This window comes from Agarivorans litoreus, assembly GCF_019649015.1.
GTDB classification, from domain to species: domain Bacteria; phylum Pseudomonadota; class Gammaproteobacteria; order Enterobacterales; family Celerinatantimonadaceae; genus Agarivorans; species Agarivorans litoreus.
Map to the genome: position 1 here is coordinate 3,857,449 of NZ_BLPI01000001.1, position 20,852 is coordinate 3,878,300.

General features: G+C 42.7%; 22 protein-coding genes. 17 read left to right on the forward strand and 5 right to left on the reverse strand.

What is annotated here, in order from left to right; translation table 11 throughout:
• Genes K5L93_RS17745 through K5L93_RS17780 form a run of 8 tightly spaced genes read left to right on the forward strand, consistent with a single transcriptional unit; the run spans window position 1 to window position 7,203 of the window.
• Window positions 1-597 carry a DapH/DapD/GlmU-related protein gene (locus K5L93_RS17745; protein ID WP_281422579.1) on the forward strand — a complete coding sequence of 199 codons (597 nt, stop codon included), beginning with the start codon at window positions 1-3 and terminating at the stop codon, window positions 595-597.
• Window positions 594-1,700: a glycosyltransferase gene (locus K5L93_RS17750; RefSeq protein ID WP_220721021.1), complete on the forward strand. Its 1,107-nt coding sequence runs from the start codon at window positions 594-596 to the stop codon at window positions 1,698-1,700. Before K5L93_RS17745 ends, K5L93_RS17750 begins: the two co-directional genes overlap by 4 nt.
• Before the next feature lie 50 nt (window positions 1,701-1,750).
• The gene (rfbB, locus tag K5L93_RS17755) at window positions 1,751-2,827 is read left to right on the forward strand and encodes a dTDP-glucose 4,6-dehydratase (protein WP_220721022.1); all 1,077 of its coding nucleotides are present in this window, start codon (window positions 1,751-1,753) and stop codon (window positions 2,825-2,827) included.
• Between the two features lie 9 nt (window positions 2,828-2,836).
• Entirely contained in the window at window positions 2,837-3,736 is a 900-nt protein-coding gene (rfbA, locus tag K5L93_RS17760) for a glucose-1-phosphate thymidylyltransferase RfbA (protein ID WP_220721023.1), read from the forward strand.
• A gap of 34 nt (window positions 3,737-3,770) precedes the next feature.
• Window positions 3,771-4,307, forward strand: coding sequence for a dTDP-4-dehydrorhamnose 3,5-epimerase (gene rfbC, locus K5L93_RS17765; protein ID WP_220721024.1), 537 nt, complete (start codon window positions 3,771-3,773; stop codon window positions 4,305-4,307).
• A complete protein-coding gene (gene rfbD / locus K5L93_RS17770; RefSeq protein ID WP_220721025.1) occupies window positions 4,307-5,182 on the forward strand; it encodes a dTDP-4-dehydrorhamnose reductase in 876 nt (291 codons plus the stop codon). Before rfbC ends, rfbD begins: the two co-directional genes overlap by 1 nt.
• A 29-nt stretch (window positions 5,183-5,211) precedes the next feature.
• Entirely contained in the window at window positions 5,212-5,985 is a 774-nt protein-coding gene (locus K5L93_RS17775; protein WP_220721026.1) for a glycosyltransferase family protein, read from the forward strand.
• Window positions 5,986-6,036: 51 nt separating this feature from the next.
• The gene (locus K5L93_RS17780; RefSeq protein WP_220721027.1) at window positions 6,037-7,203 is read left to right on the forward strand and encodes a nucleotide sugar dehydrogenase; all 1,167 of its coding nucleotides are present in this window, start codon (window positions 6,037-6,039) and stop codon (window positions 7,201-7,203) included.
• A gap of 260 nt (window positions 7,204-7,463) precedes the next feature.
• Here K5L93_RS17780 and K5L93_RS17785 read toward each other — a convergent pair whose 3' ends face one another.
• The 3 genes from K5L93_RS17785 to K5L93_RS17795 are packed head-to-tail and all read right to left on the reverse strand — an operon-like array spanning window position 7,464 to window position 11,120.
• The gene (locus K5L93_RS17785; protein ID WP_220721028.1) at window positions 7,464-9,593 is read right to left on the reverse strand and encodes a YjbH domain-containing protein; all 2,130 of its coding nucleotides are present in this window, start codon (window positions 9,591-9,593) and stop codon (window positions 7,464-7,466) included.
• Complete coding sequence (locus K5L93_RS17790) at window positions 9,586-10,422, reverse strand: capsule biosynthesis GfcC family protein (protein ID WP_220721029.1); 837 nt, start codon at window positions 10,420-10,422, stop codon at window positions 9,586-9,588. The genes K5L93_RS17785 and K5L93_RS17790 overlap by 8 nt, the downstream gene beginning before the upstream one ends.
• Window positions 10,423-10,454: 32 nt before the next feature.
• Window positions 10,455-11,120: a YjbF family lipoprotein gene (locus tag K5L93_RS17795; protein ID WP_220721030.1), complete on the reverse strand. Its 666-nt coding sequence runs from the start codon at window positions 11,118-11,120 to the stop codon at window positions 10,455-10,457.
• A 193-nt stretch (window positions 11,121-11,313) separates the two neighbouring features.
• On the opposite strand from K5L93_RS17795, the gene ppiC reads away from it, so the two are divergent.
• Window positions 11,314-11,592, forward strand: a complete 279-nt coding sequence (gene ppiC / locus K5L93_RS17800; protein WP_220721031.1) for a peptidylprolyl isomerase PpiC — start codon at window positions 11,314-11,316, stop codon at window positions 11,590-11,592.
• Window positions 11,593-11,834: 242 nt separating this feature from the next.
• Here ppiC and K5L93_RS17805 read toward each other — a convergent pair whose 3' ends face one another.
• A complete protein-coding gene (locus K5L93_RS17805; protein WP_220721032.1) occupies window positions 11,835-12,353 on the reverse strand; it encodes a hypothetical protein in 519 nt (172 codons plus the stop codon).
• Window positions 12,329-12,475, reverse strand: a complete 147-nt coding sequence (locus K5L93_RS17810; RefSeq protein WP_220721033.1) for a hypothetical protein — start codon at window positions 12,473-12,475, stop codon at window positions 12,329-12,331. Before K5L93_RS17810 ends, K5L93_RS17805 begins: the two co-directional genes overlap by 25 nt.
• 299 nt (window positions 12,476-12,774) lie before the next feature.
• On the opposite strand from K5L93_RS17810, the gene K5L93_RS17815 reads away from it, so the two are divergent.
• The 8 genes from K5L93_RS17815 to K5L93_RS17850 are packed head-to-tail and all read left to right on the forward strand — an operon-like array spanning window position 12,775 to window position 20,846.
• Window positions 12,775-14,076, forward strand: a complete 1,302-nt coding sequence (locus K5L93_RS17815) for a lipid II flippase MurJ (protein ID WP_220721034.1) — start codon at window positions 12,775-12,777, stop codon at window positions 14,074-14,076.
• Window positions 14,069-15,163 carry a glycosyltransferase gene (locus K5L93_RS17820; protein ID WP_220721035.1) on the forward strand — a complete coding sequence of 365 codons (1,095 nt, stop codon included), beginning with the start codon at window positions 14,069-14,071 and terminating at the stop codon, window positions 15,161-15,163. Before K5L93_RS17815 ends, K5L93_RS17820 begins: the two co-directional genes overlap by 8 nt.
• Entirely contained in the window at window positions 15,163-16,302 is a 1,140-nt protein-coding gene (locus K5L93_RS17825) for an O-antigen ligase family protein (protein WP_220721036.1), read from the forward strand. The genes K5L93_RS17820 and K5L93_RS17825 overlap by 1 nt, the downstream gene beginning before the upstream one ends.
• Window positions 16,299-17,378 (forward strand): glycosyltransferase, encoded by a 1,080-nt coding sequence (locus K5L93_RS17830; protein WP_220721037.1) that lies wholly within the window; start codon window positions 16,299-16,301, stop codon window positions 17,376-17,378. The genes K5L93_RS17825 and K5L93_RS17830 overlap by 4 nt, the downstream gene beginning before the upstream one ends.
• Window positions 17,375-18,484 (forward strand): glycosyltransferase, encoded by a 1,110-nt coding sequence (locus K5L93_RS17835; RefSeq protein WP_220721038.1) that lies wholly within the window; start codon window positions 17,375-17,377, stop codon window positions 18,482-18,484. Before K5L93_RS17830 ends, K5L93_RS17835 begins: the two co-directional genes overlap by 4 nt.
• Window positions 18,481-19,617: a glycosyltransferase family 4 protein gene (locus tag K5L93_RS17840; RefSeq protein WP_220721039.1), complete on the forward strand. Its 1,137-nt coding sequence runs from the start codon at window positions 18,481-18,483 to the stop codon at window positions 19,615-19,617. The genes K5L93_RS17835 and K5L93_RS17840 overlap by 4 nt, the downstream gene beginning before the upstream one ends.
• A complete protein-coding gene (locus tag K5L93_RS17845; RefSeq protein WP_220721040.1) occupies window positions 19,618-20,229 on the forward strand; it encodes a sugar transferase in 612 nt (203 codons plus the stop codon).
• Complete coding sequence (locus K5L93_RS17850) at window positions 20,226-20,846, forward strand: NeuD/PglB/VioB family sugar acetyltransferase (RefSeq protein ID WP_220721041.1); 621 nt, start codon at window positions 20,226-20,228, stop codon at window positions 20,844-20,846. The genes K5L93_RS17845 and K5L93_RS17850 overlap by 4 nt, the downstream gene beginning before the upstream one ends.
• The last annotated feature ends 6 nt before the right edge of the window (window positions 20,847-20,852 follow it).

The window sequence follows — 20,852 nt, forward strand, 5'->3', positions numbered from 1 at the left end:
TTGTTTAAAAAATTTGTTTCAATGTATGGTGTTTTCCAAGCAATTAGGTTGGCTTTTCACTTGGTTTTAACTAAGGTTTTTTTCTATCGCTCTCGGTTGATTCGCCTGCCGTATTATATAAGAGGAAGGAGCTATATCGATTTTGGGAAAGGTTTGACAACCGGTGTAGGCTTGAGGGTTGATGCTTTCAAAGTTGATGGTAAAAATGATCCCAAACTAAAAATTGGTAATGATTGTGAGTTCAATGATTATGTTCATATTGGTTGTATTGATTCAGTCTCAATAGGTAATGAGGTCTTGATTGCTAGTAAAGTTTTTATTACAGACCACAATCATGGTGATTTGCAATCCATATCGGATTTTTCACTTACTCCAAAGAGCCGAAAACTTGCCAGTAAACCAGTCGTCATTGAAGATAGAGTTTGGTTGGGCGAAGGTGTGATGGTACTGCCAGGTGTCAAGATTGGTGAAGGCTCCGTTATTGGTGCAGCTAGCGTAGTAACCAAAGAGGTACCTTCATATAGTGTGGCTGTCGGGGTTCCTGCACGTGTTATTAAAAGGTTGAATAAAGAAAAGAGTACTTGGGAATATACATGAAAATTGTCATATCGGGTGTAAACCTCGTCGAAGGAGGGCCGTTAAGGGTACTTAAAGATATTATAAAAGCCATCTCTGATGATCCGGAGATGGAAGTGGTTTGTTTAGTCCACGATATTTCTCTGTTTTCTAGTTTTGATGCGGAAAGAATAACTTTTATTGAGTACCCTTCAATAAAGAAGAGTTGGTTAAAACGTATTTGGTTTGAATATGTACAATGTAAAACACTCAATAATATTTTGAATCCGGACGTATGGCTTGCTATGCACGACATTAGTCCCAGAGTGAGTACACCTAAGCAGTTTGTTTATTGTCATAATCCTTCCCCTTTTTACGCCTCCGGTTTAAGAGAGTTGAAATATGAGCCTCGGTTGTTTTTGTTTACATTATTTTATAAATGGCTGTATAAGTTCAACATCAAATCCAACACCGCAGTTATAGTTCAGCAACGTTGGATTGGACAGTATCTTCAGAATACACTAGGTGCGAAAAAATATATAGTGGCTAAGCCCTTAGTTAAAGTTGGTGTTCCTGGCAGCCTAGCTCAGATTAAAGATAAACCTGATTCGCAGGCAGAGCTGGTGCTATTTTATCCCGCTTTAGCTAGAACGTTTAAAAATTTTGAGTTGATTTTAGATGCTATGGCTTATTTAAATAAAAGTGAAGCGAGGGTTTATAAAAAACTTAGAGTAAGGTTGACGATAGATGCTGGTTCTAATCGATATGCAAGTTCTTTGATTGAAAAATACGGTTATCTGTCGCAAGTTGATTTTTTAGGTATGCTTTCATATGAAAAAGTAAACGAGGAATATAGCTCGTGTGATGTAGTAGTCTTTCCGTCAAAACTTGAGACTTGGGGCTTGCCAATATCTGAAGCTAAACACTTTTCTAAGCCAATTATTCTATCGGATTTACCTTATGCTCACGAAACACTTGGTAATTATGATAAGGCTTGTTTCGTAGAACCTGATAACCATGTATTATTAGCTGAAAAGTTAAAGGCGCTAGTTGATAACAAAGTTATTTTTAAAGGCGCACGGTTTTCTGATGATGAACAAACAGTTCAAAGCTGGTCAGACTTGATTTTAAAAATCAAAAACTAACGTAGAACTTCAGAATCCACTAAATAATATAAGTGATTTAAAAGTAAATTATGAAGAGAATTTTAGTCACCGGCGGCGCCGGATTTATTGGTAGCGCGGTAGTGCGCCATATAATTGAGAATACCAATGATACGGTATTGAATGTAGATGCATTAACATACGCGGGTAATGTGGCGTCGTTAGATACGGTCGCGAATAGTGAGCGTTATACATTTTTGCAAGCGAATATTTGCGATAAAGCAGCAATGGTTAAAGCCTTCGCCGAGTTTAAACCTACCGCGGTTATGCACTTGGCGGCAGAAAGTCATGTAGACCGTTCTATAGAAGGCCCAGGCGAGTTTATCCAAACCAATATCGTAGGCACCTACAACTTGTTAGAGGCCGCACGCGAGTATTGGGCTGGCTTAGAGGATAAGGCTAAGGATGACTTTCGCTTCCACCATATCTCTACCGATGAGGTATATGGGGATTTAGAAGGCACTAACGATTTATTTTTAGAAACCACACCTTATGCGCCTAGCTCTCCGTATTCCGCCTCTAAAGCTTCAAGTGACCATTTAGTGCGCGCTTGGCATCGTACCTACGGTTTGCCGGTTGTTATTACTAATTGCTCTAATAATTACGGGCCTTATCACTTCCCAGAAAAACTTATCCCTCACGTTATTTTAAATGCCTTAGACGCTAAAGCCTTGCCGGTTTATGGCAACGGTTTGCAAATTCGTGATTGGTTATATGTAGAAGACCACGCCCGTGCGCTTTATAAAGTAGTAACTACCGGTGAGGTAGGCGAAACCTACAATATTGGCGGCCACAATGAAAAAGCCAACATTGATGTGGTACGCACTATTTGTAGCTTGTTAGAAGAGCTTGCACCTAAGGATGCTAAAGCAAAACTCGCAGCAGCAGGGCATAGTAAGTTTGAAGATCTCATTACCTTTGTTAAAGATCGCCCAGGGCATGATGCGCGTTACGCGATAGATGCCTCTAAAATTGCTAAAGAACTAGGGTGGACGCCAGAAGAAAGCTTTGAAACGGGCATTCGTAAAACGGTTATGTGGTATTTAAACAATCAGCAATGGTGGCAAGATGTGCTAAGTGGTGATTATCGTTTAGAGCGATTGGGCTAGGAGCCATTTATGAATAACATCAGTGCTAAACCCTACAAAGGGATTGTATTGGCCGGCGGCAGTGGTACCCGCTTGCATCCTATTACTATGGGTACCTCTAAACAGTTATTGCCAATTTACGATAAGCCGATGATTTTTTACCCGCTCTCGGTATTAATGCTTTCTGGCATTAAAGATATTTTGCTTATTTCTACTCCAGAAGATTTACCCAATTATCAAAAAATGCTGGGCGATGGTAGCCAATTTGGTATTAACTTGAGTTATGCCGAGCAGCCTAGCCCAGACGGCCTAGCCCAAGCCTTTATTATTGGTGAGCAATTTATTGGTGATGATAATGTTGCACTAATTTTGGGTGACAATATTTTTTATGGCCAGCATTTTAGTAATAAGTTATTAAAGGCTACTGGTAAAGCCTCTGGCGCTACCGTATTTGGTTACCATGTTACCGACCCAGAGCGCTTTGGTGTGGTGGAGTTTGATAAACAGGGCAAGGCTTTAAGCATTGAAGAGAAGCCAGCACAGCCTAAATCTAACTACGCAGTCACCGGTTTGTATTTTTATGATAACCGCGTAGTAGAGATTGCTAAAGCCATTAAGCCATCGCCTCGCGGCGAGTTAGAAATAACAGATGTGAATATGGCGTATTTGGCTAAAGGTGAATTAGAGGTTGAGTTGCTAGGGCGCGGTTTTGCGTGGCTAGATACCGGCACCCATGATTCGCTGTTAGAAGCAGGCCAATACGTGCAAACCATTGAGCATCGCCAAGGCTTAAAGGTAGCTTGTTTAGAAGAGATTGCTTTTAACCAAGGGTGGCTTTGTGAGCAGGGCCTGCAAGCGCAAGCTACCTCGCTTAAAAAAACCGGTTACGGCCAATACTTACAACGTTTATTAAAAGAACACCAAGCTTAACTGTTAAGTAAACATTCGATTAAGGGCGCCAAACGTGAATGTTATAGATACCTGTATAGCCGATGTAAAGATTATTGAACCTAAAGTATTTGGTGATCACCGCGGCTTTTTTTTAGAAACCTTCCAAGCAGAGCGCTATAAAGCGTTACTAAATATTGATGTAGATTTTGTGCAAGACAATCATTCTCGCTCTACTAAGGGCGTATTACGCGGCTTACATTTTCAAAAAAGCAAACCGCAAGGTAAGTTAGTGCGGGTAGTGCGTGGTAGCGTATTTGACGTAGCGGTAGATATTCGTCCAAACTCTGCAACCTTTGGGCAGTGGGCGGGGGTAGAGTTAAGTGAAGACAACAAGCGCCAGTTTTGGGTGCCGCCCGGGCTTGCTCATGGCTTTGTAGTAACCAGTGATGTAGCAGATTTTGAGTACAAATGTACCGATTATTATGATCCTAGCGACGAAGGTTGCCTAGCCTGGGATGATAGCGAGGTAGGCATAATATGGCCAACCTCAGATGTTAAGTTGTCGGATAAAGACAAGCAGGGTTTAGCCCTAAAGGAGCTATTTTCATAATGAAAATATTACTCACTGGTGCCAATGGCCAACTAGGCTCTTGTCTGCAAGATCTTGCCAAAAACAGCTCGCTATTTACAGTAATCGCAACCGACTACCAAGATTTGGATATTACCAACCAGCAAGCCGTAATTGATTTTGTTGATAATACTAAGCCGGATATTATTGTTAATGCTGCTGCCCATACGGCGGTTGATAAAGCCCAAAGCGAAGTTGAACTAGCAACGGCTATTAATGCCAATGGTCCAGAGTATTTAGCTAAAGCAGCTAATATTGCGGCTATTCCGATGATTCATGTATCAACCGATTATGTGTTTGATGGTACAGCCACTCGCCCTTATCTGCCCAATCATCCTGCTAAGCCCTTAGGCGTATACGGAGAAACTAAGTGGCAAGGTGAGCAAGCGGTACGCAATACCTTAGCAGAGCACATCATTATTCGTACCGCTTGGGTATTCTCGGAGTATGGCAATAATTTTGTAAAAACCATGCTGCGCTTAGCTGCAGAGCGAGAAGAGCTGGGCGTAATTGCCGATCAATACGGCTGCCCCACCTATGCCGGTGATTTAGCCGCGGCAATTTTACACTGCTGTGAACAAATAAACGCAGGTAATAGCGCTTGGGGCTCTTATCACCATTGCGGTGATTTACCTAGCTCTTGGCATGGTTTTACCCGTGCTATTTTAGCCGAGGGCTTAGCCCAAGGTAAGCTATCTAAAGTGGCAGTACTTAAAGCGATTAAAACCGAAGATTATCCATTGCCTGCCCCTCGTCCTGCATACTCGGTAATGGATTGCGCTAGTATGCTTAAGGCTTGGGGAGTTGGGGCCAGTGATTGGCGGTCTTCGCTTATTAAAGTTGTTTCGTTACTTTAACGGTAATCAATTAAGGGTAAGTCCGGCGCATGTCTGTTTTTATTTCAGTAGTTTCTCACGGTCATGGTTCATTGATAAAAGAGTTAGCCTGCTTAGAGCAGCTCGCAGAGCATTTTGTTGTTGTAGTTAAAGTTAATAAAGAAGAACCCAAACTGGTTTCGTATTTAGAACAACATGGTATTCACTATATTGATAGCGAATACGGCTTGGGCTTTGGTCATAATAACAATGTCGTGTTTCGTTATTGCCAGGCAAAGTTAGGAATGACGGAAGATGATTTTTTTTGCGTTTTTAACCCTGATCTAGTGGCAGAATCAGAAGTTATTAGCCAACTTATAGATGAAATGAAACTAGATGGCTGTGAGTTAGCGGGAGTCAATTTATTTAAAGATCGAGCTTGGACTATTCCTGATAACTCCATAAGACATTTTCCAACCTTATTAGAGTTTATAAAGTCTTTTTTGGGAGTGGGCAACAGTACTCAAATAGATAAAGACAAAATAACGAAGTCTACAACTGTGGATTGGGCCGCTGGTTCTTTCTTGGCCTTTCAGAGTTCTCTTTATAGTCGATTAAAAGGGTTTGATGAAGGTTATTTTATGTACTGTGAGGACATCGATATTTGCTTTAGAAGTAAACAACTAGGTGCTCAATTGCGTTTTTATCCTGAAGCTAAAATGCTACATCTAGCTAAACATGCAAATAGAAAGCTGTTTTCTAAACATTTTTATTGGCACGTAACTAGCGTCATCAGATTCTTGTTAGCAAAATCTGGCCTAGTGAATAGCCAGTCAAGCATTTAGTTTACTTTAATAAAGTTTGGATAAATATTTTTATAAAATAGCGGGTTGTAAATGAAGATAGCTGTAGCAGGTACAGGTTATGTAGGTCTGTCCAACTCTATGTTGATTGCACAGCACCACGAAGTGGTGGCCGTGGATATTGTCCCTGAAAAAGTAACCATGCTTAACAATAAACAATCGCCGATTGTTGATGTTGAGATTGAAGATTTTTTAGCTAATAAAACACTTAATTTTAGCGCTACGCTCAATAAGCAGCAGGCTTATGCCGATGCGGATTATGTAATTATTTCTACCCCTACCGATTACGACCCAGAGACTAATTACTTTAATACTAAGTCTGTAGAAGCGGTAATTAGTGATGTGTTAGAGATAAACCCGCAAGCGGTGATGGTGATTAAATCAACCGTGCCGGTGGGCTACACTAAATCTGTACGTGAAAAGTTTGGTGTAGATAATATTATTTTCTCTCCGGAGTTTTTACGTGAAGGCCGAGCCTTGCACGATAACTTGCATCCTTCTCGTATTGTGGTGGGGGAAGAGTCTGAACGTGCGCAAGTATTTGCCGATTTGTTGGTAGAGGGCGCCGTAAAAGAAAACATCGACGTACTGCTAACCGACTCTACCGAGGCAGAAGCGATCAAATTGTTTGCTAATACCTACTTAGCGCTGCGCGTAGCTTACTTTAACGAGTTAGATACTTACGCCGAAACCCATGGTTTAGACAGCCGCCATATTATTGAAGGGGTAGGTTTAGACCCGCGTATTGGCAGCCACTATAACAACCCCTCTTTTGGCTACGGTGGTTATTGTTTACCTAAGGATACTAAGCAGCTGTTAGCAAACTACAAAGACGTACCAAACAACATTATTGGTGCCATTGTCGATGCTAATACTACCCGCAAAGATTTTATCGCTGAATCAATAGTGAAGCGCAATCCTAAACGGGTGGGTGTGTATCGCTTAATTATGAAGTCTGGCTCCGATAATTTTAGAGCATCGAGTATTCAAGGCATTATGAAGCGCATAAAAGCCAAGGGTATTGAAGTGGTAATTTACGAGCCAGTAATGAAAGAAGACGAGTTTTATCGCTCGAAGGTGTATCGCGACTTAGATGCATTTAAACAAAGTTGTGATGTAATTATCGCTAACCGTATGGTTGATGATATTAAAGATGTAGCCGATAAAGTGTATACCCGCGATCTGTTTGGTAGCGACTAAGGTCGTTACGAAGAGAGTTATAAAAAAGGCGCAGTAGCGCCTTTTTTGTTACCTAAAGATTTAACCTGAGCTCGGGATAATAAACCGGTTTCTAACGTCTACTTTTGCTTATTTCGGTGTTGAAGCTACTTGCAATAGGCTAGCTATTGGCGCGCAGCTTCGCCTTGAACTAAGCAAAACTATCTCGCCAGAAACATGAAGCTAGATTAAGTAGTGGGTTGCGGAGTTATCGTCATTTCCTTATCCCGAGCTCAGGTTATCTACTCAAAGTGAGTAGATACACTATTTTTACCCTTAGGTTTTGTTATGTCGTAAAGGCTGTATTTACGTATTAGCTTTTGGCCACCATCTCGGGTGAGGGGAGTCCAGTTAAACGCAGCATATTTGGTGCTTGAGCGTGTAAGCATCATGTCGAAAGGAATTTTTATGTAAAATCCTTTGTTAAAGCTGCCTTCGCCATAGTCTTTCGCGCTCACATTAGTGCGCGTGAAAAATATGCCGGCAATAGTGCCGTTGTCGAATTCTCTGGATAAGTCTACGGTAAAGCCTTTATCGCCCGATAAATATTGCCCAGCAGATAACTGAGTATTAATGTTGTACCAAGGGCTTTGCCAGTACAAGCTTGCATGGCCGGTTGTTACTTCGTAGTCCCTAAAATTAAATTTTCTATCAAACTCTCGTTGTTTTACGCGGTTTAAGTCAACGCCTAGTGCCACAGAGCTGTTAAACGGTCGGTAGAGTAGCTCTCCGCCAACACCGCCATACATAAATTCTAGGTAGCCTCCGTAATACTGGGCATACAGGCTTTTACCGTAGTGGTCAAAATAAGTAAGCTGAAGGTTTGAAATGCCTAGATCACTGTTACTGAGGTATTCTCTGATGTAAGTGCGTGAGCGCGGAATGGCCCCGGTTGAGCCATCAACCGTATAGTTAAACTTGTCGTAGTTATTGGCGATGGTCCACGAGGCAATACCATCGAGTTTTAGTTTTTTAGTTAGCTGGTATTCACCGGCTAAATGTAAAGAAATGGCGTAAAAATAAAAGGTTTCTGGGCTGCCAATGCTTTGAGTTAAACCAGGGTATAACGACACATTGTAGGGTGTGCGTGCTATATCTGTGGTGGTTACTTCGCCATTTGGCTGCTGTTCTTTAAGTGAGCTAGCATGCGCAAACTCAACGGTTTCACCTGGGGGAAGTTGGTTGTTTGCCTCGAGCAAAAATTGTTCACGATCCAAGGTTGTTTGATACAAGGGAATATCTTCGCTGGTTTCTACTACCGTAAATTCGTTAACCGAGCTAGGGAGGCGATTATGTAGTACACGGGCGACGCGATTGTCGGCATCTTTTCTATCGCGATATTTGGCTTGTTTTCCAGTTACTGTGATTGATTGCTGACTCAGTACTATTTGCTCTGTGTCTAGGCCTGCACTTTCCGACAGCGCAGTGACGAGTTCATCGGCATTATATTCTGTTGCTTGTGGCGTTTGCTCTTTTAACGGCTCTGGAGGAGCGTCTAATTTTATTTGGTTAGGCACTGTTTGGAAGTTAGTTCTAATGGTAATGCCTGCCATTACGGTATTACCACGCTCGTAACCTAAGTTGAGATTTACATAGTCGCCCCACGCGTAAACAGCGCCGACGTTGATAGGTAAGCTTTGAGAAAACTGATTATTTAAGGCTTCGTTTTGATAATCGTTAGAATCATATTCTAGTTTTAAGCTTAAACCTTCGATTGGTGTTTGATATTCAAGCCCGCCAAATAGTCCAACATGTTCACCACGAAAGAAGTTCTCAAAGCCTACTTTTCCGCCTCTATCGCTATCACTTGGGGTCCAGCCTGGGCGGTTGCATGCGCCATCTTTAATGGCACAAAAAGGGTTTTTAATACTACTGCCATTGGCTAAATAGCCCCAGCCCATGCCTAGGGTAAAATCGAAGTTTCCCCAGCGTTTGCTGGCGGCAACATATTCACTAGAGAATAATCCTGTGCCACCAATATCGCGAAAACCAAGCGCTAGCTCTGGAACGTAGTAAGATTCTTTCCATAAGCGAAACTTTGCATCGAAGCCTTTATCTTTATAGCTTTGGCCGCCACTAAAATCGGGGTGTGAACTATACAAACGGTTTTCAACCGAGGTATAGCGAATAACACCTTCAAACCAAGGGACGGGGGTTACAGCTATTGCGCCGCGAATGTATGGATCTACATAGTTTACGTTAAAGGCAAATTCACCCTCGGGGCTCATACGGGCGGTAGGCATTTGCATTAGGCCTACGCCGCCGTAGTCAGACTGTGTTGGCGCCGCAGAAAGGCTTTGACAGCATAAAGCACTGGTTACCGCAAGCGTTAATGGGGTGATTACTCGATGATTTAGTAATGGCTTACTCACCTTGGCGTGTTCCTATTAGCTGGTTTTGTAATAGCTCAAGGTAGAGCTGGTTAATATCTTTGTGCTCGTTGCTAAATGTTTGCTCGCTAGCTGGGATATAAATAATGCTGCCGGGCGCTATAAACGCACTCTCTCGTTTATTCCAGTAGGCAATGGGGAGCTTTTCTATACTTGTATCGGGCCTTATAAGCCAAACATTACTATTGTCGGCTAAAGCCAGCGGTGAGGTGTTATTAAGGTAGTCTAATAAATCTTTGGTGGTGGCATGAGGGCGGCTTGCTGATTCTACAAATCCAGTAATAAACACATAATTGGGGCGAGCAGGTATTAATAAGCTATCACCGTTTTGCAGCAAAAAGTTGGATGCTTTAACGGCAAATACTCTATCAGGGTGAACGGGAGTAACGAGTCTGTCGCTAGGCTTAATGGTTGATACATTATCTAGAACCTGTTGCCATTGGTTTTGGTACTTGTTTGCTCGTTGTATTTGGTTTTTGATAAGCGCTTCGAGTTGAGATTTTTTATGCTGGTAGTGTTTATGGTTGTCTTGCCTTAACCATGCTGTTGCGTACCAATAATCATTTTTATTAAAGCGTATTTGGGTAAATAAGTTGCTTAACCTAGCATTATTTTCAAGCGAGTAACTTTTAGCGGGAGATTGGCCTTGCTTAACCATTACTGAAATATTGACGGCGCTTGTGATGGCTGATTGGTTTGCCCAGCTTGTTGCGGTAAATAGTAATAGGCTACAAATCGCAAATGCGAGTTGGCTAAACGGGGTTAATTGTTCAACCTTTTTTATTAAGTGATGATTACGCTTTATGCGCATGGTTAACTCTTCCTTGTTAGTTCGCCTAGTGACTAAATATCATCAAAGTAGGGGAGAAGGCTTTCTAAAAGCACAACGGGTTGAGCTGGCCCTAGCTGCTGCTCAGAACGCCAAACGATTTGTTTGTTGTTTGGCTCTACCCAATAGTGGTTCTCTGTTTTTAAATTTAAACTCGGAATGCTTAGGTGTTCGGTCACTTTTTGCAGCCGTCGCTCTTTTCCTGCAACAAAATGCGTTGATACCTCGTTAATAGAAAACCGAGAGTGGCTGTCTACCCCGAACATACCTTCACTAATGAAATCTCGTTTTGCTGTATAAACAGTATCTTGGTTTACTGACAGTAATCCAATTGCAAAAGGGTTTTCTTGGGTGAAGTAAACACCGCTGCTTGCAAAGGGCAAGCCGTCTGTTCGGATGATTTGGCCATAGCGAGTAACGATGGTAATACCATCGCTGGCCGCCCAGACTCTTTCATCATCAATTGCTTTGGCTAAAGCAATATAGGTTTTGGGGTGCTGACCATATTTAACGTATATCGCCGCAAAACCTAATGCGAGACGTTCCTCTTCTGTTAAGTTGGAATCGGGCAGGCCGTTAATGGCGATATCGATGAGCTCTTTGCCGCTCTTGTAGTCTTGGGTACAGCCGAGTATTTGAAGAGCTAAAAAGACCAATAGTAATAATCTACTTAAGCGCATTTCCATTGCCTAGGTTAGTTAGTGAGTTACAGCTTATCATTAGAGCTATTAAGCTGAAAGCGTCGTATTGTGTTTTAAGATTGCTTGTTTGTTTTGCGAGCAATGCCTTATTGTTAGAGGGGCCTCTTGGTCATTTTAAGTTTATAGAGGCGTGTAATTTAGGTACATTATTGTATTTATTTGGGAATTGGTGATGGCAAGAACCGCAGCGGCGTTGCATATTTTGGTTAAGCACAAACAGCAAGCTGAAGATATTATTGAACAACTTAAAAAAGGCGCTAAATTCCAAACTTTAGCTAAGAAGTATTCATCTTGCCCATCGGGTAAAAAAGGCGGAGATTTGGGAGAATTTAGGCGCGGACAAATGGTGCCACAATTCGACAAAGTATGCTTTAGTGGTGAAATGCTCGTGCCACACTTAGTGAAAACTAAACACGGCTGGCATGTGGTTAAAGTGCTATATCGTACATAAGTAGGCGCATAAATCCTGAGCTTGGCGATTGCTTTTGTAGGTTTGTTAACCCATTTTCTGGCTTTTTTGTATTTTTAAGCGCGAGCGTTATGGCTGTTTTGGCCGCTCGCGCTTTTCTAGTTTGTCGTATGTTGAAACTCACATTTATTAGAACTTAGGAACTCGCAGAATAAAGAGGCGAGACCAACGCTGCTTAGGCAGAGTGCTTGTTTCAATGGAATTAATGCAAATGATACGTGCGCTTAAGAGCAGCTTTCTGGCAAATTGTACTGTGTTCTTATTTTCTTTAACTTGCTTAAGCTGTCGGAAAGCTCGGTTTGTACTTCGAGCACGTTACTCACTTTTTTATCCAGCTTGATAATCTCTGCATAACTGGCGTTTAGTTTTTCAACATCCCCAGTCTCTGCATAGCTTAAGGCTTCTAGCCATACACCCGCCTCTTGATAATGCGGCTCGCTGGCGGTTTTGGATAACTGAGCGTTACTTAAAGCGCCAGAGTAATCACATTTAGCCAATGCAACGATGCCATCAACGGCGGGCTCACCAATGGCGGCAACAAGCTGCTCTTTGCTTGGTAGTTCATTGGAGCTGTTTTCACTAGCTTGTTGTGGAGCTTCCTTTGCAGAGCTTTGTTTTGCATCTTGCACTGCACCTACCGCAGCACCAGAAGCCGCACCAACGGCAGCGCCTCTCGCGGCCGATTCCAAAGGATCGCCGCCCCAAATTAAGCCCGATACTAAGCCGCCAGCTGCGCCAGCCAATGCACCGTTCCAGCGCCTTCGGCAGTGTTTGCGCAACTAATGAGATTAAACGAGCCGATACAAACCATACTAGCGATGACTGCCTGCTTGAGTTGAGTGCTAAACATAAAGTAATTAGTCATTAATCCTCCTTGATTGTTGAGTGTCTCTGCGCTCAACCCCAACAGGGTGCTTAGTGTGAGAGTTGCAGAATATCATAGCTTTGAATGTTGGTATTACTGCCTAGTTCTGGTACTAAAAACATAGTTTTGATAGTTGCTTCACGACTTGACGCTTTAACCTCTATTTAACAACTTTTTGCTTTGGGCGTGAAAACAATCAGTGTTAGTGTAGCAGTATTGATGTACTAAGGCGCTATTAACTAAAAGGATTTTAGTTAAGCTGACTATATAGGTTAGTGGTGCTGTAATGGAAGAGTTACGTGTTTAAGAAGTTACTGCTCACGGGTTTACTTTTATCGATGTTCTCGGTGTTAGGTAAAGCTTTAGCTTTTTTTCGAGATGTTCTATTTGCTAGGGAGGTAGGCTTTAATGCTCAGTTAGATAGTTATTTATTGTTATTTGCTATTGCGATGTTTGTTATCAGCATTATAACCGGAGCATTAAATAGTTTATTGGCTTCTTTTCTAAAACGTCATCAATTTAATTTTAGCCATTTTTACCGCCAGTTTTCACTCTTTTCAGTCGCGCTAACCATATTATTTGCGTTTCTGTCAGGATATATTTTGCCTCGGTTTATTTATCGCTCTTCTCAAATTGAACCTTTGGTTTACTTTAGCTTTTTGGGGGTTGTCGCGGCTGGTTTACTGCAGGCACCTTTAATCGCATCGCTTACCGCTAGAAAACAATTAGCTTTCTTAGGGGCATCTCAACTGATTATGCCAGCTATAGGTCTGGCGGTAGTTATTGTGGTTATGCTAGCTGGTAAAATGCTCACTATTTCTTATATTGCCTTGGCTCTGTTACTCGCTTACTTATTGCATTTCTCAATCTTAGTATTTAAGCATCGGCGTTTGAGTCCATTAGGCCGTGAAAACTATTCAACAGCAGCTAAATACAGCTCTAAACCATTATTTAAAGAGTTTTTGTGGTTGGTTTTAAGCTCAAGCCTACTCGCAACCTTACCCTTGATTGATTTGGGTTTTGCTGGCCAGCTTAGTGAGGGGAGTGTGAGTGTATTAGGTAATGCCTATAAATTTGTTGCTGTTGCACAAAGCGTATTAGCAATGAGTATCGGTAGCATGTTGATACCACACATGGCTGAGTGGATTGAAAATAAAGATTTACTCAAGGCTCGGCTTACAAAGGCTACTGGGTTGGCTGCAGTACTAGGAATTAGTGTTGCTGGGGCCCTTTATATCATCCTACCTCTGGTTATTCCTTTTATGTTTAGAGGCAGTGAAGTAGTTATCACACAGACTTCCGAACTGGTAAGTGTTGCTCAGCTCTATACCTTATTGGTGCCCTTGTATTTGGTTGGAATGGTGCTTTCTCGATGCGTGGTGAGTTTGGGCAAAGCGCGAGTGATGTTGCTGATCAATCTTATGGCTTTTTTTCTTAATATTGTACTGGACTACTTAATGAGTCGTTGGTTTGGGCTCAGCGGCATAGCCTTAACCACATCTATCATCTATTTGGTATCAGTAACACTATTGTTGTTTTTGCTGCGAGACATATTGCTACCATCTTCAAATAGTAAAATAAGGACAGAGCGCCTTGGCTAAACTCACAATATTAGTTCCTGGCCTCGCTCAGGGCGGTGCGGAAAGAATTGCTTGCGAACTTGCTTCTCAATTTTCCGATAACAATCATGATGTTGCGCTAGTGACTTTATTTATTAGTTCTCCTGTTTTTGAGGTAAGCCCTAAGTTAGCGATTCACCAGTTACGAGATCAACAACGCTTCCACTTTAAAGGTGCGGGATTGATTGAGAATATACTTACAATAAAAGCTATTCGGCGGTATGTATTATCCCATGGCGTAGAACGTTTAATGGTATTTACTCATCGTTTAGCATGTTTAGCTTTTTTTGCAACTAGAGGGACAAGGGTTGAGGTTTACTGCGGTGAAGTGAGCAACCCTCTAATTGAAAGGCATGGCCTTTTATGGCAAAGGCTTACCCGCTATTGCTATGCCCGTTTTGATGAAGTGGTATTACAAACAGACACCATTAGAAAAGCACTAGCAGACTGGCGGCCGCAAGGTTACCAAGTTATTGGTAATAGTACCGCGATTGCTACTTCGGATACCCCAGCTAAAGCGCAAGTTAATGCTAAGAAGTTGGTGTTTATTGGCCGTCTAACGCCGGAAAAAGGTTTACAAGATACTTTACACGCGCTGGCACTCATCCCTGTGGATAAACGATGGCCATTAGATATTTACGGTACTGGTGAATATCAGCAGCAGCTGTCAGAGCTTATTGTAAAGCTAGGTTTAGAGTCCTGCGTCACCTTGCATGGGCCAACTAATAAAGTAAAAGATAAGCTTCAACAAGCTAGCGTATTTGTTATGAGTTCCTATAGAGAAGGGTTTCCAGTGGCATTGCTTGAGGCACAAGCAATGGGGCTGCCGGTGGTGAGTTATAAAACCTTATTTGGCCCAGAAGATATCGTTGAGCATGAAACAACTGGCTTATTAGTTTCACTTAAGGATGTTAAAGCTTTAAGTGAGGCGCTGCTGCGCATTTTTGACATGCCTCACAATGAGTTGCTGGCGTGGGGAGAGCAGGCTGCTTACTTAGCCAATAAACGTTATCACCCAGATATTATTTATGATAAATGGCAGAAACTGTTGTTTAAGGATAACGCATAGTGAGCTTTAGGCGGCTACTTACTTGGCTCTCAATGGCAGTGTTTGCTATGCATTTGTCTGCACTGGATTTGTATTTAACTCGACTTATTCCTGGTTTTTCTTATGTAGCATTATTGGGCATGATTGGGTTGTGGATACTTTACGCATTATTTGACAAGCGCTTTCAAGTGTTCCCTAAAACACAATGGTTGCTGCTAGGTATGTTGTTAGTTAACTTTTGCTACGGTCTGTCATTTATCGCTAGCCCACCGGTTAATTTGTCTAATGCTGCTTTTCCTTGGTTTCATTTAGTCTGGTTGATGGTGTTGTTCAATTGGTTTGGTACAGTTTCTTTGGCAACGGTACAGCGTGCTTGTTGGATATCGTTAATACTTGCTTGCGCTTCAATTTGGGGAGATGTTGTTAATCCAGGCACTTTTTCTAATTTGGATTATCGCGCAGCTGGTTTTGCAGGGGACGCTAATGATGGCGCTAGAGCCTTGGTGTTTTCATTGGCAGGTGTACTTTTGTGCCGAAACAGTCGTGGTGGTTTTACTTGGCAAGAGTCTGCAGTAGTTTTGTTTACCCTGTTTACCGTGTTGGCAACCGCTTCACGAAGTGGCTTATTGCTATATACCCTTGTTATCCTGGGGTTCTATTCAATGATCTCTTTTCGAGCTAAATTAGGCTTTGTTATTTCTGGTTTATTGTTTGTGTTAGTAGCTTTTCAAGCAAACCTAGGTAATAGCATTAACTCGAGAGCACTAGAGCGACTATCCCCTTCTAGCCAACAAGAGCTAGTTAGTAAAGACTCCTCGCGTTTAGATGTGGTGTTCGAGTACCTTGAGATAATTGCGACTAACCCTTTAGGCATTGGCCGAGAAGGTAATGCACAACGTGAAGTGAATGCTCATAATACTTTGCTCAATATTGGCGCGGAAGCTGGCTTGTTAGCGGCATTGGGTTTACTGCTTGTGTTATTTAGTATTGCTAATCTTACGCGTGTTTTTCCTTTTAGCCTCTGGGGCTGTTTAATGTTAGTGCATATAGGTGTGATTTTCTCTACTTCAAATGTTTGGTACAGCCGAAGCTGGTTAATGTTTATTGCAGTAATGGTCGCCGCCGCTATGTATCAATACCAAAGGAATGAACAACAATGAGCCCGTTTGCTAAGCCACCAAGTAGTGGTTGCGACATCCTTATTTTTAGCTCCAGCTTCCACCAAGGGGGAGCGGAGCGCTTGGCGGTGACTTTAGCAAATTTATTGGTATCAAATTGGTCTGTTGAGTTTCTTTCATTAAATGGTCAAGGCCCTTTTAGGCAAGAGTTAGATGATAAGCTAACTTGTCACATTGTGGGGCAGTCATCGTCTTTAAAAGCTATTCCTAAGCTAGTTAAACAACTTAAAAGAATTAAACCTAAAGTGGTGTTTTGCTCGCAAAGCCATTTGGCTTTTTCGATGTTGTGGGCAATTCGCTTGAGTGGGGTAAATTGTAAATTGCTTGCCAGAGAGGCATCTTGTCCTTCTACAAACCTACTAGGTATTTCTTCATGGTTAAAACGTGCTTGGGTCAAAAGTAGCGCCAAGTACGCTTATCGACGAGCCGATTATCTAATTGCTCCGGCAAAGTATGTGGCTGGCGATGTTAGCAATTACTTTGGCTTGGATAGGGTTATTCAAGTATTGGCCAACCCATTAGACAAAGACATGGTGAATAATCAATCTTTAGCCCCTTGCGAGCACCCATGGGTGGCAAATGCCCAGCCTTATGTTTTGGCTGTGGGGCGCTTAGTTCCTGAGAAAGACTACGAGACCTTAATCAAAGCTATTGCTTTGTGTCAAAAGCAGCAAGTCACTCGCTTAATCATATTGGGAGAGGGCCCTTTACGCAAAAAGCTTGAGGCTTTGGTGCAAGATTTAGGGTTAAGCGAAGTTATATCGCTAGCTGGGTTTGAGAGTAATCCATTTAATTATATGAAGCATTGTCAGTCATTCGTCTTGAGCTCAATGGTTGAGGGGATGCCTAATGCCTTGGTTCAGGCACAGTTTTTAGGTGTACCCTGTATATCAAGTGACTGTCCGGGAGGGGCCATAGAGTTATTGCCTGAACAAAATTATTTTCCTGTAGGGGATGCTAACGCGCTAGCGCAGCTTATTCTTAACCCGCCTAGTAATAGCCAAAGTAAGGTATTAGACACACCAGGCTTTGTGTCATTTTTTGAGACTATATTGTGACAATACTTCATTTCATTACCAACTTTGCACTTACTGGTGGTGCGGAAAAAATGTTAGCGAACTTAGTTAATAATCAACCGCAACATAAACATGTTGTTGTGGCCTTGATGCGGGTCTCAGCTAAGAATCGTTCGCTAATTAAGCAAGAGAATAGGGTGGAGTTTATTGGCTTGAACGCCAAGGGACCAGTGAGTATGTTACTGGCCGTATTTAAGCTGCACCGTTTGGTTAAACGGTATGATGTAGCGTTAATTCAAAGCTGGATGTATCACGCTAATGCGATAGCTGGTTTATATAAACAACTCTTTTCCTCAAAGCTTCCCCTGTTTATGGGTATTCATCACTCGCTTGATAAATACCAAGATGAAAAGATGAGTACTCGTATCGCACTATGGTTAGGTAGGCAAGGCGCCCATAAAACCAAGCAGGTAATTTGCTGCAGCCAGCGCAGTGTACAGCAGCATATTGCCTATGGTTACCCGGCCGATAAGATGCAATTTATTGCTAATGGCTATCAGTTTGAACAAAGTGATATAGAACGGAAGCAGCGTAAGTCTGTCTCTGTTATTGGTGCGGCAGGGCGTTGGCATCCAGCTAAAGACTACGCCAACCTAATTGCAGCACTTGCGCCTATTTGTCGGGCCAACGCTGCGCTTTGTCTGAAGATTGCAGGTCGCGATGTTAATGCTCAAAATGATGAACTGATGGCAATGCTTACCCGTTATGAATTCCCTAGAGAACAATGCATGTTGCTTGATGAAGTGAGTGACATGGCAAGCTTTTATCAAAATATAGATGTTTTTGTTTTACCTTCCAAAACCGAAGGTTTTCCTAATGTACTGGTTGAAGCAATGAGTAATGCATTGCCATGCATAACCACCGATGTGGGTGATGCGGCCTTTATACTGAATAAACCCGAGTGGGTTGTGCCCCCGCAAAGCCCCAAAGATTTGCAAATTACGGTTGAGAGGGTTTTAGACCTTAATCAAGTTGAGCGACAAAAAATGGCCAATGATAACCAAGCCCGGGTTTTAGCAGAGTTTTCGATAGGCGATATTAGTCAGCGCTATTTGAAGGTTTACCAGCAGGCGGGGGTACAAGGGTGAAGCGAGTTCTGGTAATCGCCAGCTTTGCTGATTCCATTTTAAGCTTTCGTGGTGATTTGCTTAAAGCGATGCAGCAGCAAGGCAAAGAAGTGCATATTGCGGCGCCTGATTTTTCTCTAGAGCAGAAAAAAGCCCTGCTTGAATTGGGCGTTACACCGCATGTTTATGCCCTGCAGCGTACCGGTTTAAATCCAATAAAAGATGCTGCCAGTGTGTGGTCGTTATTTCGTTTAATTCGCAGACTAAAACCTCAGCAAACGCTTGCTTATACCATTAAGCCGGTTATCTATGGAGCGCTTGCGGCGCGCTTGGCTGGTGTAAAAAGTGTTTACTCGATGATTACCGGTTTGGGTTACGTATTTACTCAGCAGAATACAACTAAACAAAAAGTGCTGCATTCCCTAGTTAGTCTTTTGTATAAATCAGGCTTGGCCTGCTCAAACGGGGTGTTTTTTCAAAACCCAGATGACCGTAAGTTGTTTGTTGATAAGGGCTTAATTCCAGAGCAAAAAACCAAGCTAATTAACGGCTCTGGGATTAATTTAGCGCGTTTCCCGCTGCTAAGTTTACCCGCTTTAGATCGCCAGCAGCCCCAAATACACTTTTTGTTAATTGCTCGGCTGCTAAAAGATAAAGGTGTTGAAGAATACGCCGCTGCGGCCCAAAAGCTTAAACAGCAAGGTTACCAATGTGTTTTTCATTTGGCTGGCTGGATTGATGATAACCCGAGCGCGATTGCTCAAACCGATTTAGATGCTTGGGTTGAAGAAGGTACTGTTAAGTATCACGGTCGAATAGAGGATGTGGCAGGCTTAATTGCGCAATGCCATGTTTACGTTTTGCCATCTTACCGTGAGGGTACGCCTCGCACGGTTTTGGAAGCAATGAGTTGTGGTCGGGCAATTGTTACCACCGATGCGCCAGGCTGCAGAGAAACAGTGACGGAAGGCTTGAATGGGTATTTAGTGCAGCCGCAAAGTGTAGACTCATTAGTTGAGGCTCTAAAACGTTATTTCGAGCAACCTGAGCTGCTTACTCAACAAGCTGCTGCAAGTCGCCAGCTTGCTGAGCAGCGTTACGACGTTCGTTTGGTTAATCAACAAATCTTGCAATACATGGATGGAGAGAGCTAGTTGTTTAAGGACAAGGTGTTTTACTTTTTTGAACGGATCGCTGCGGCAATTTTGTTGGTGTTATTGTCTCCGTTATTTTTGTTGCTCTGCTGGCTGGTAGCCTCAAAGCTTGGCAAGCCCATTTTCTTCACTCAGCTGCGCCCTGGTTTACACGGTAAAGCGTTTAATATGATTAAGTTTCGCAGTATGCGCGATGATAAAGATGCTCAAGGCAACTTACTCTCCGACGCAGAACGACTAGGTTCATTTGGCCGTGCACTTCGAGCAAGTAGCGCCGATGAACTGCCAGAGTTGTGGAATATTGTAAGAGGTGACATGAGCTTTGTAGGGCCTCGCCCACTGCTTATGGAGTATTTACCCCTGTACTCGGCTGAGGAAGCAAAGCGGCATGATGTTAAACCTGGGATAACCGGTTGGGCGCAAATTAATGGTCGTAATACATTAAGCTGGCAAGAGAAGTTTGAGCTGGACGTTTGGTATGTTAATAATCGCTCTCTTATCTTGGATATCAAAATATTGATGCTTACCGTGAAAAAGGTTTTTGTGAAAGACGGTGTGAGCGCAGAAGGCGAGGCAACCATGAGCAAATTTACTGGGAACAGTGAATCATGAAATTAGCTATTTATGGTGCCGGAGGACACGCAAAAGTTGTGGTGGAGTTAGCTAAGCAGTTGGGGTATCAAACTATTTGTTTGTTTGATGAGCGCTGGCAGGAGCTTGGCGAAACCGAAGGCTGCCAAGTGATAGGCGGGTGGGCAGAAATGCTCACCTTTGTTACCACCAATACCGATTACGCTGTGCACGTTGCTATTGGCAATAATTCCACACGCTTAAGCCGTTTACAGCAGCTCCAGCAGTTAAACCTTAAACTACCGACACTGATTCACCCTAAAGCCCATGTGTGCGCCTCGGCGATACTTGGTGAAGGGAGTGTGGTAATGGCTAATGCAACAGTAAGTGTTGGGGTTAGTTTAGGTATCGGTAATATTATAAATCATAATAGCTCCGTTGATCACGATGTTAAGTTAGGTGATGGTGTTCATATTTGCCCTGGTGCTCACCTAGCCGGTGAGGTGAGTGTGGGAGACGAAAGTATGTTAGGAATTAGCTGTTGTGTTATTCAGGGAATTGTCATTAAGGAGCGAGTATTGGTGGGGGCTGGCGCGGTAGTGGTAAAAGATGTGAACTCTGCTGAAAAAGTGTTCGGTAACCCAGCTAAAACACCTTAATTCACG

What these genes read in the sequence shown, in the direction of transcription:
- K5L93_RS17790 (WP_220721029.1), bottom strand. Translation starts at nt 10,422, where the DNA reads ATGCGCATAAAGCGTAATCATCACTTAATAAAAAAGGTTGAACAATTA.
- ppiC (WP_220721031.1), top strand. Translation starts at nt 11,314, where the DNA reads ATGGCAAGAACCGCAGCGGCGTTGCATATTTTGGTTAAGCACAAACAG.
- K5L93_RS17830 (WP_220721037.1), top strand. Translation starts at nt 16,299, where the DNA reads ATGAGCCCGTTTGCTAAGCCACCAAGTAGTGGTTGCGACATCCTTATT.
- K5L93_RS17795 (WP_220721030.1), bottom strand. Translation starts at nt 11,120, where the DNA reads ATGCGCTTAAGTAGATTATTACTATTGGTCTTTTTAGCTCTTCAAATA.
- rfbB (WP_220721022.1), top strand. Translation starts at nt 1,751, where the DNA reads ATGAAGAGAATTTTAGTCACCGGCGGCGCCGGATTTATTGGTAGCGCG.
- K5L93_RS17850 (WP_220721041.1), top strand. Translation starts at nt 20,226, where the DNA reads ATGAAATTAGCTATTTATGGTGCCGGAGGACACGCAAAAGTTGTGGTG.
- K5L93_RS17780 (WP_220721027.1), top strand. Translation starts at nt 6,037, where the DNA reads ATGAAGATAGCTGTAGCAGGTACAGGTTATGTAGGTCTGTCCAACTCT.
- K5L93_RS17750 (WP_220721021.1), top strand. Translation starts at nt 594, where the DNA reads ATGAAAATTGTCATATCGGGTGTAAACCTCGTCGAAGGAGGGCCGTTA.
- K5L93_RS17810 (WP_220721033.1), bottom strand. Translation starts at nt 12,475, where the DNA reads ATGACTAATTACTTTATGTTTAGCACTCAACTCAAGCAGGCAGTCATC.
- K5L93_RS17775 (WP_220721026.1), top strand. Translation starts at nt 5,212, where the DNA reads ATGTCTGTTTTTATTTCAGTAGTTTCTCACGGTCATGGTTCATTGATA.
- rfbA (WP_220721023.1), top strand. Translation starts at nt 2,837, where the DNA reads ATGAATAACATCAGTGCTAAACCCTACAAAGGGATTGTATTGGCCGGC.
- rfbD (WP_220721025.1), top strand. Translation starts at nt 4,307, where the DNA reads ATGAAAATATTACTCACTGGTGCCAATGGCCAACTAGGCTCTTGTCTG.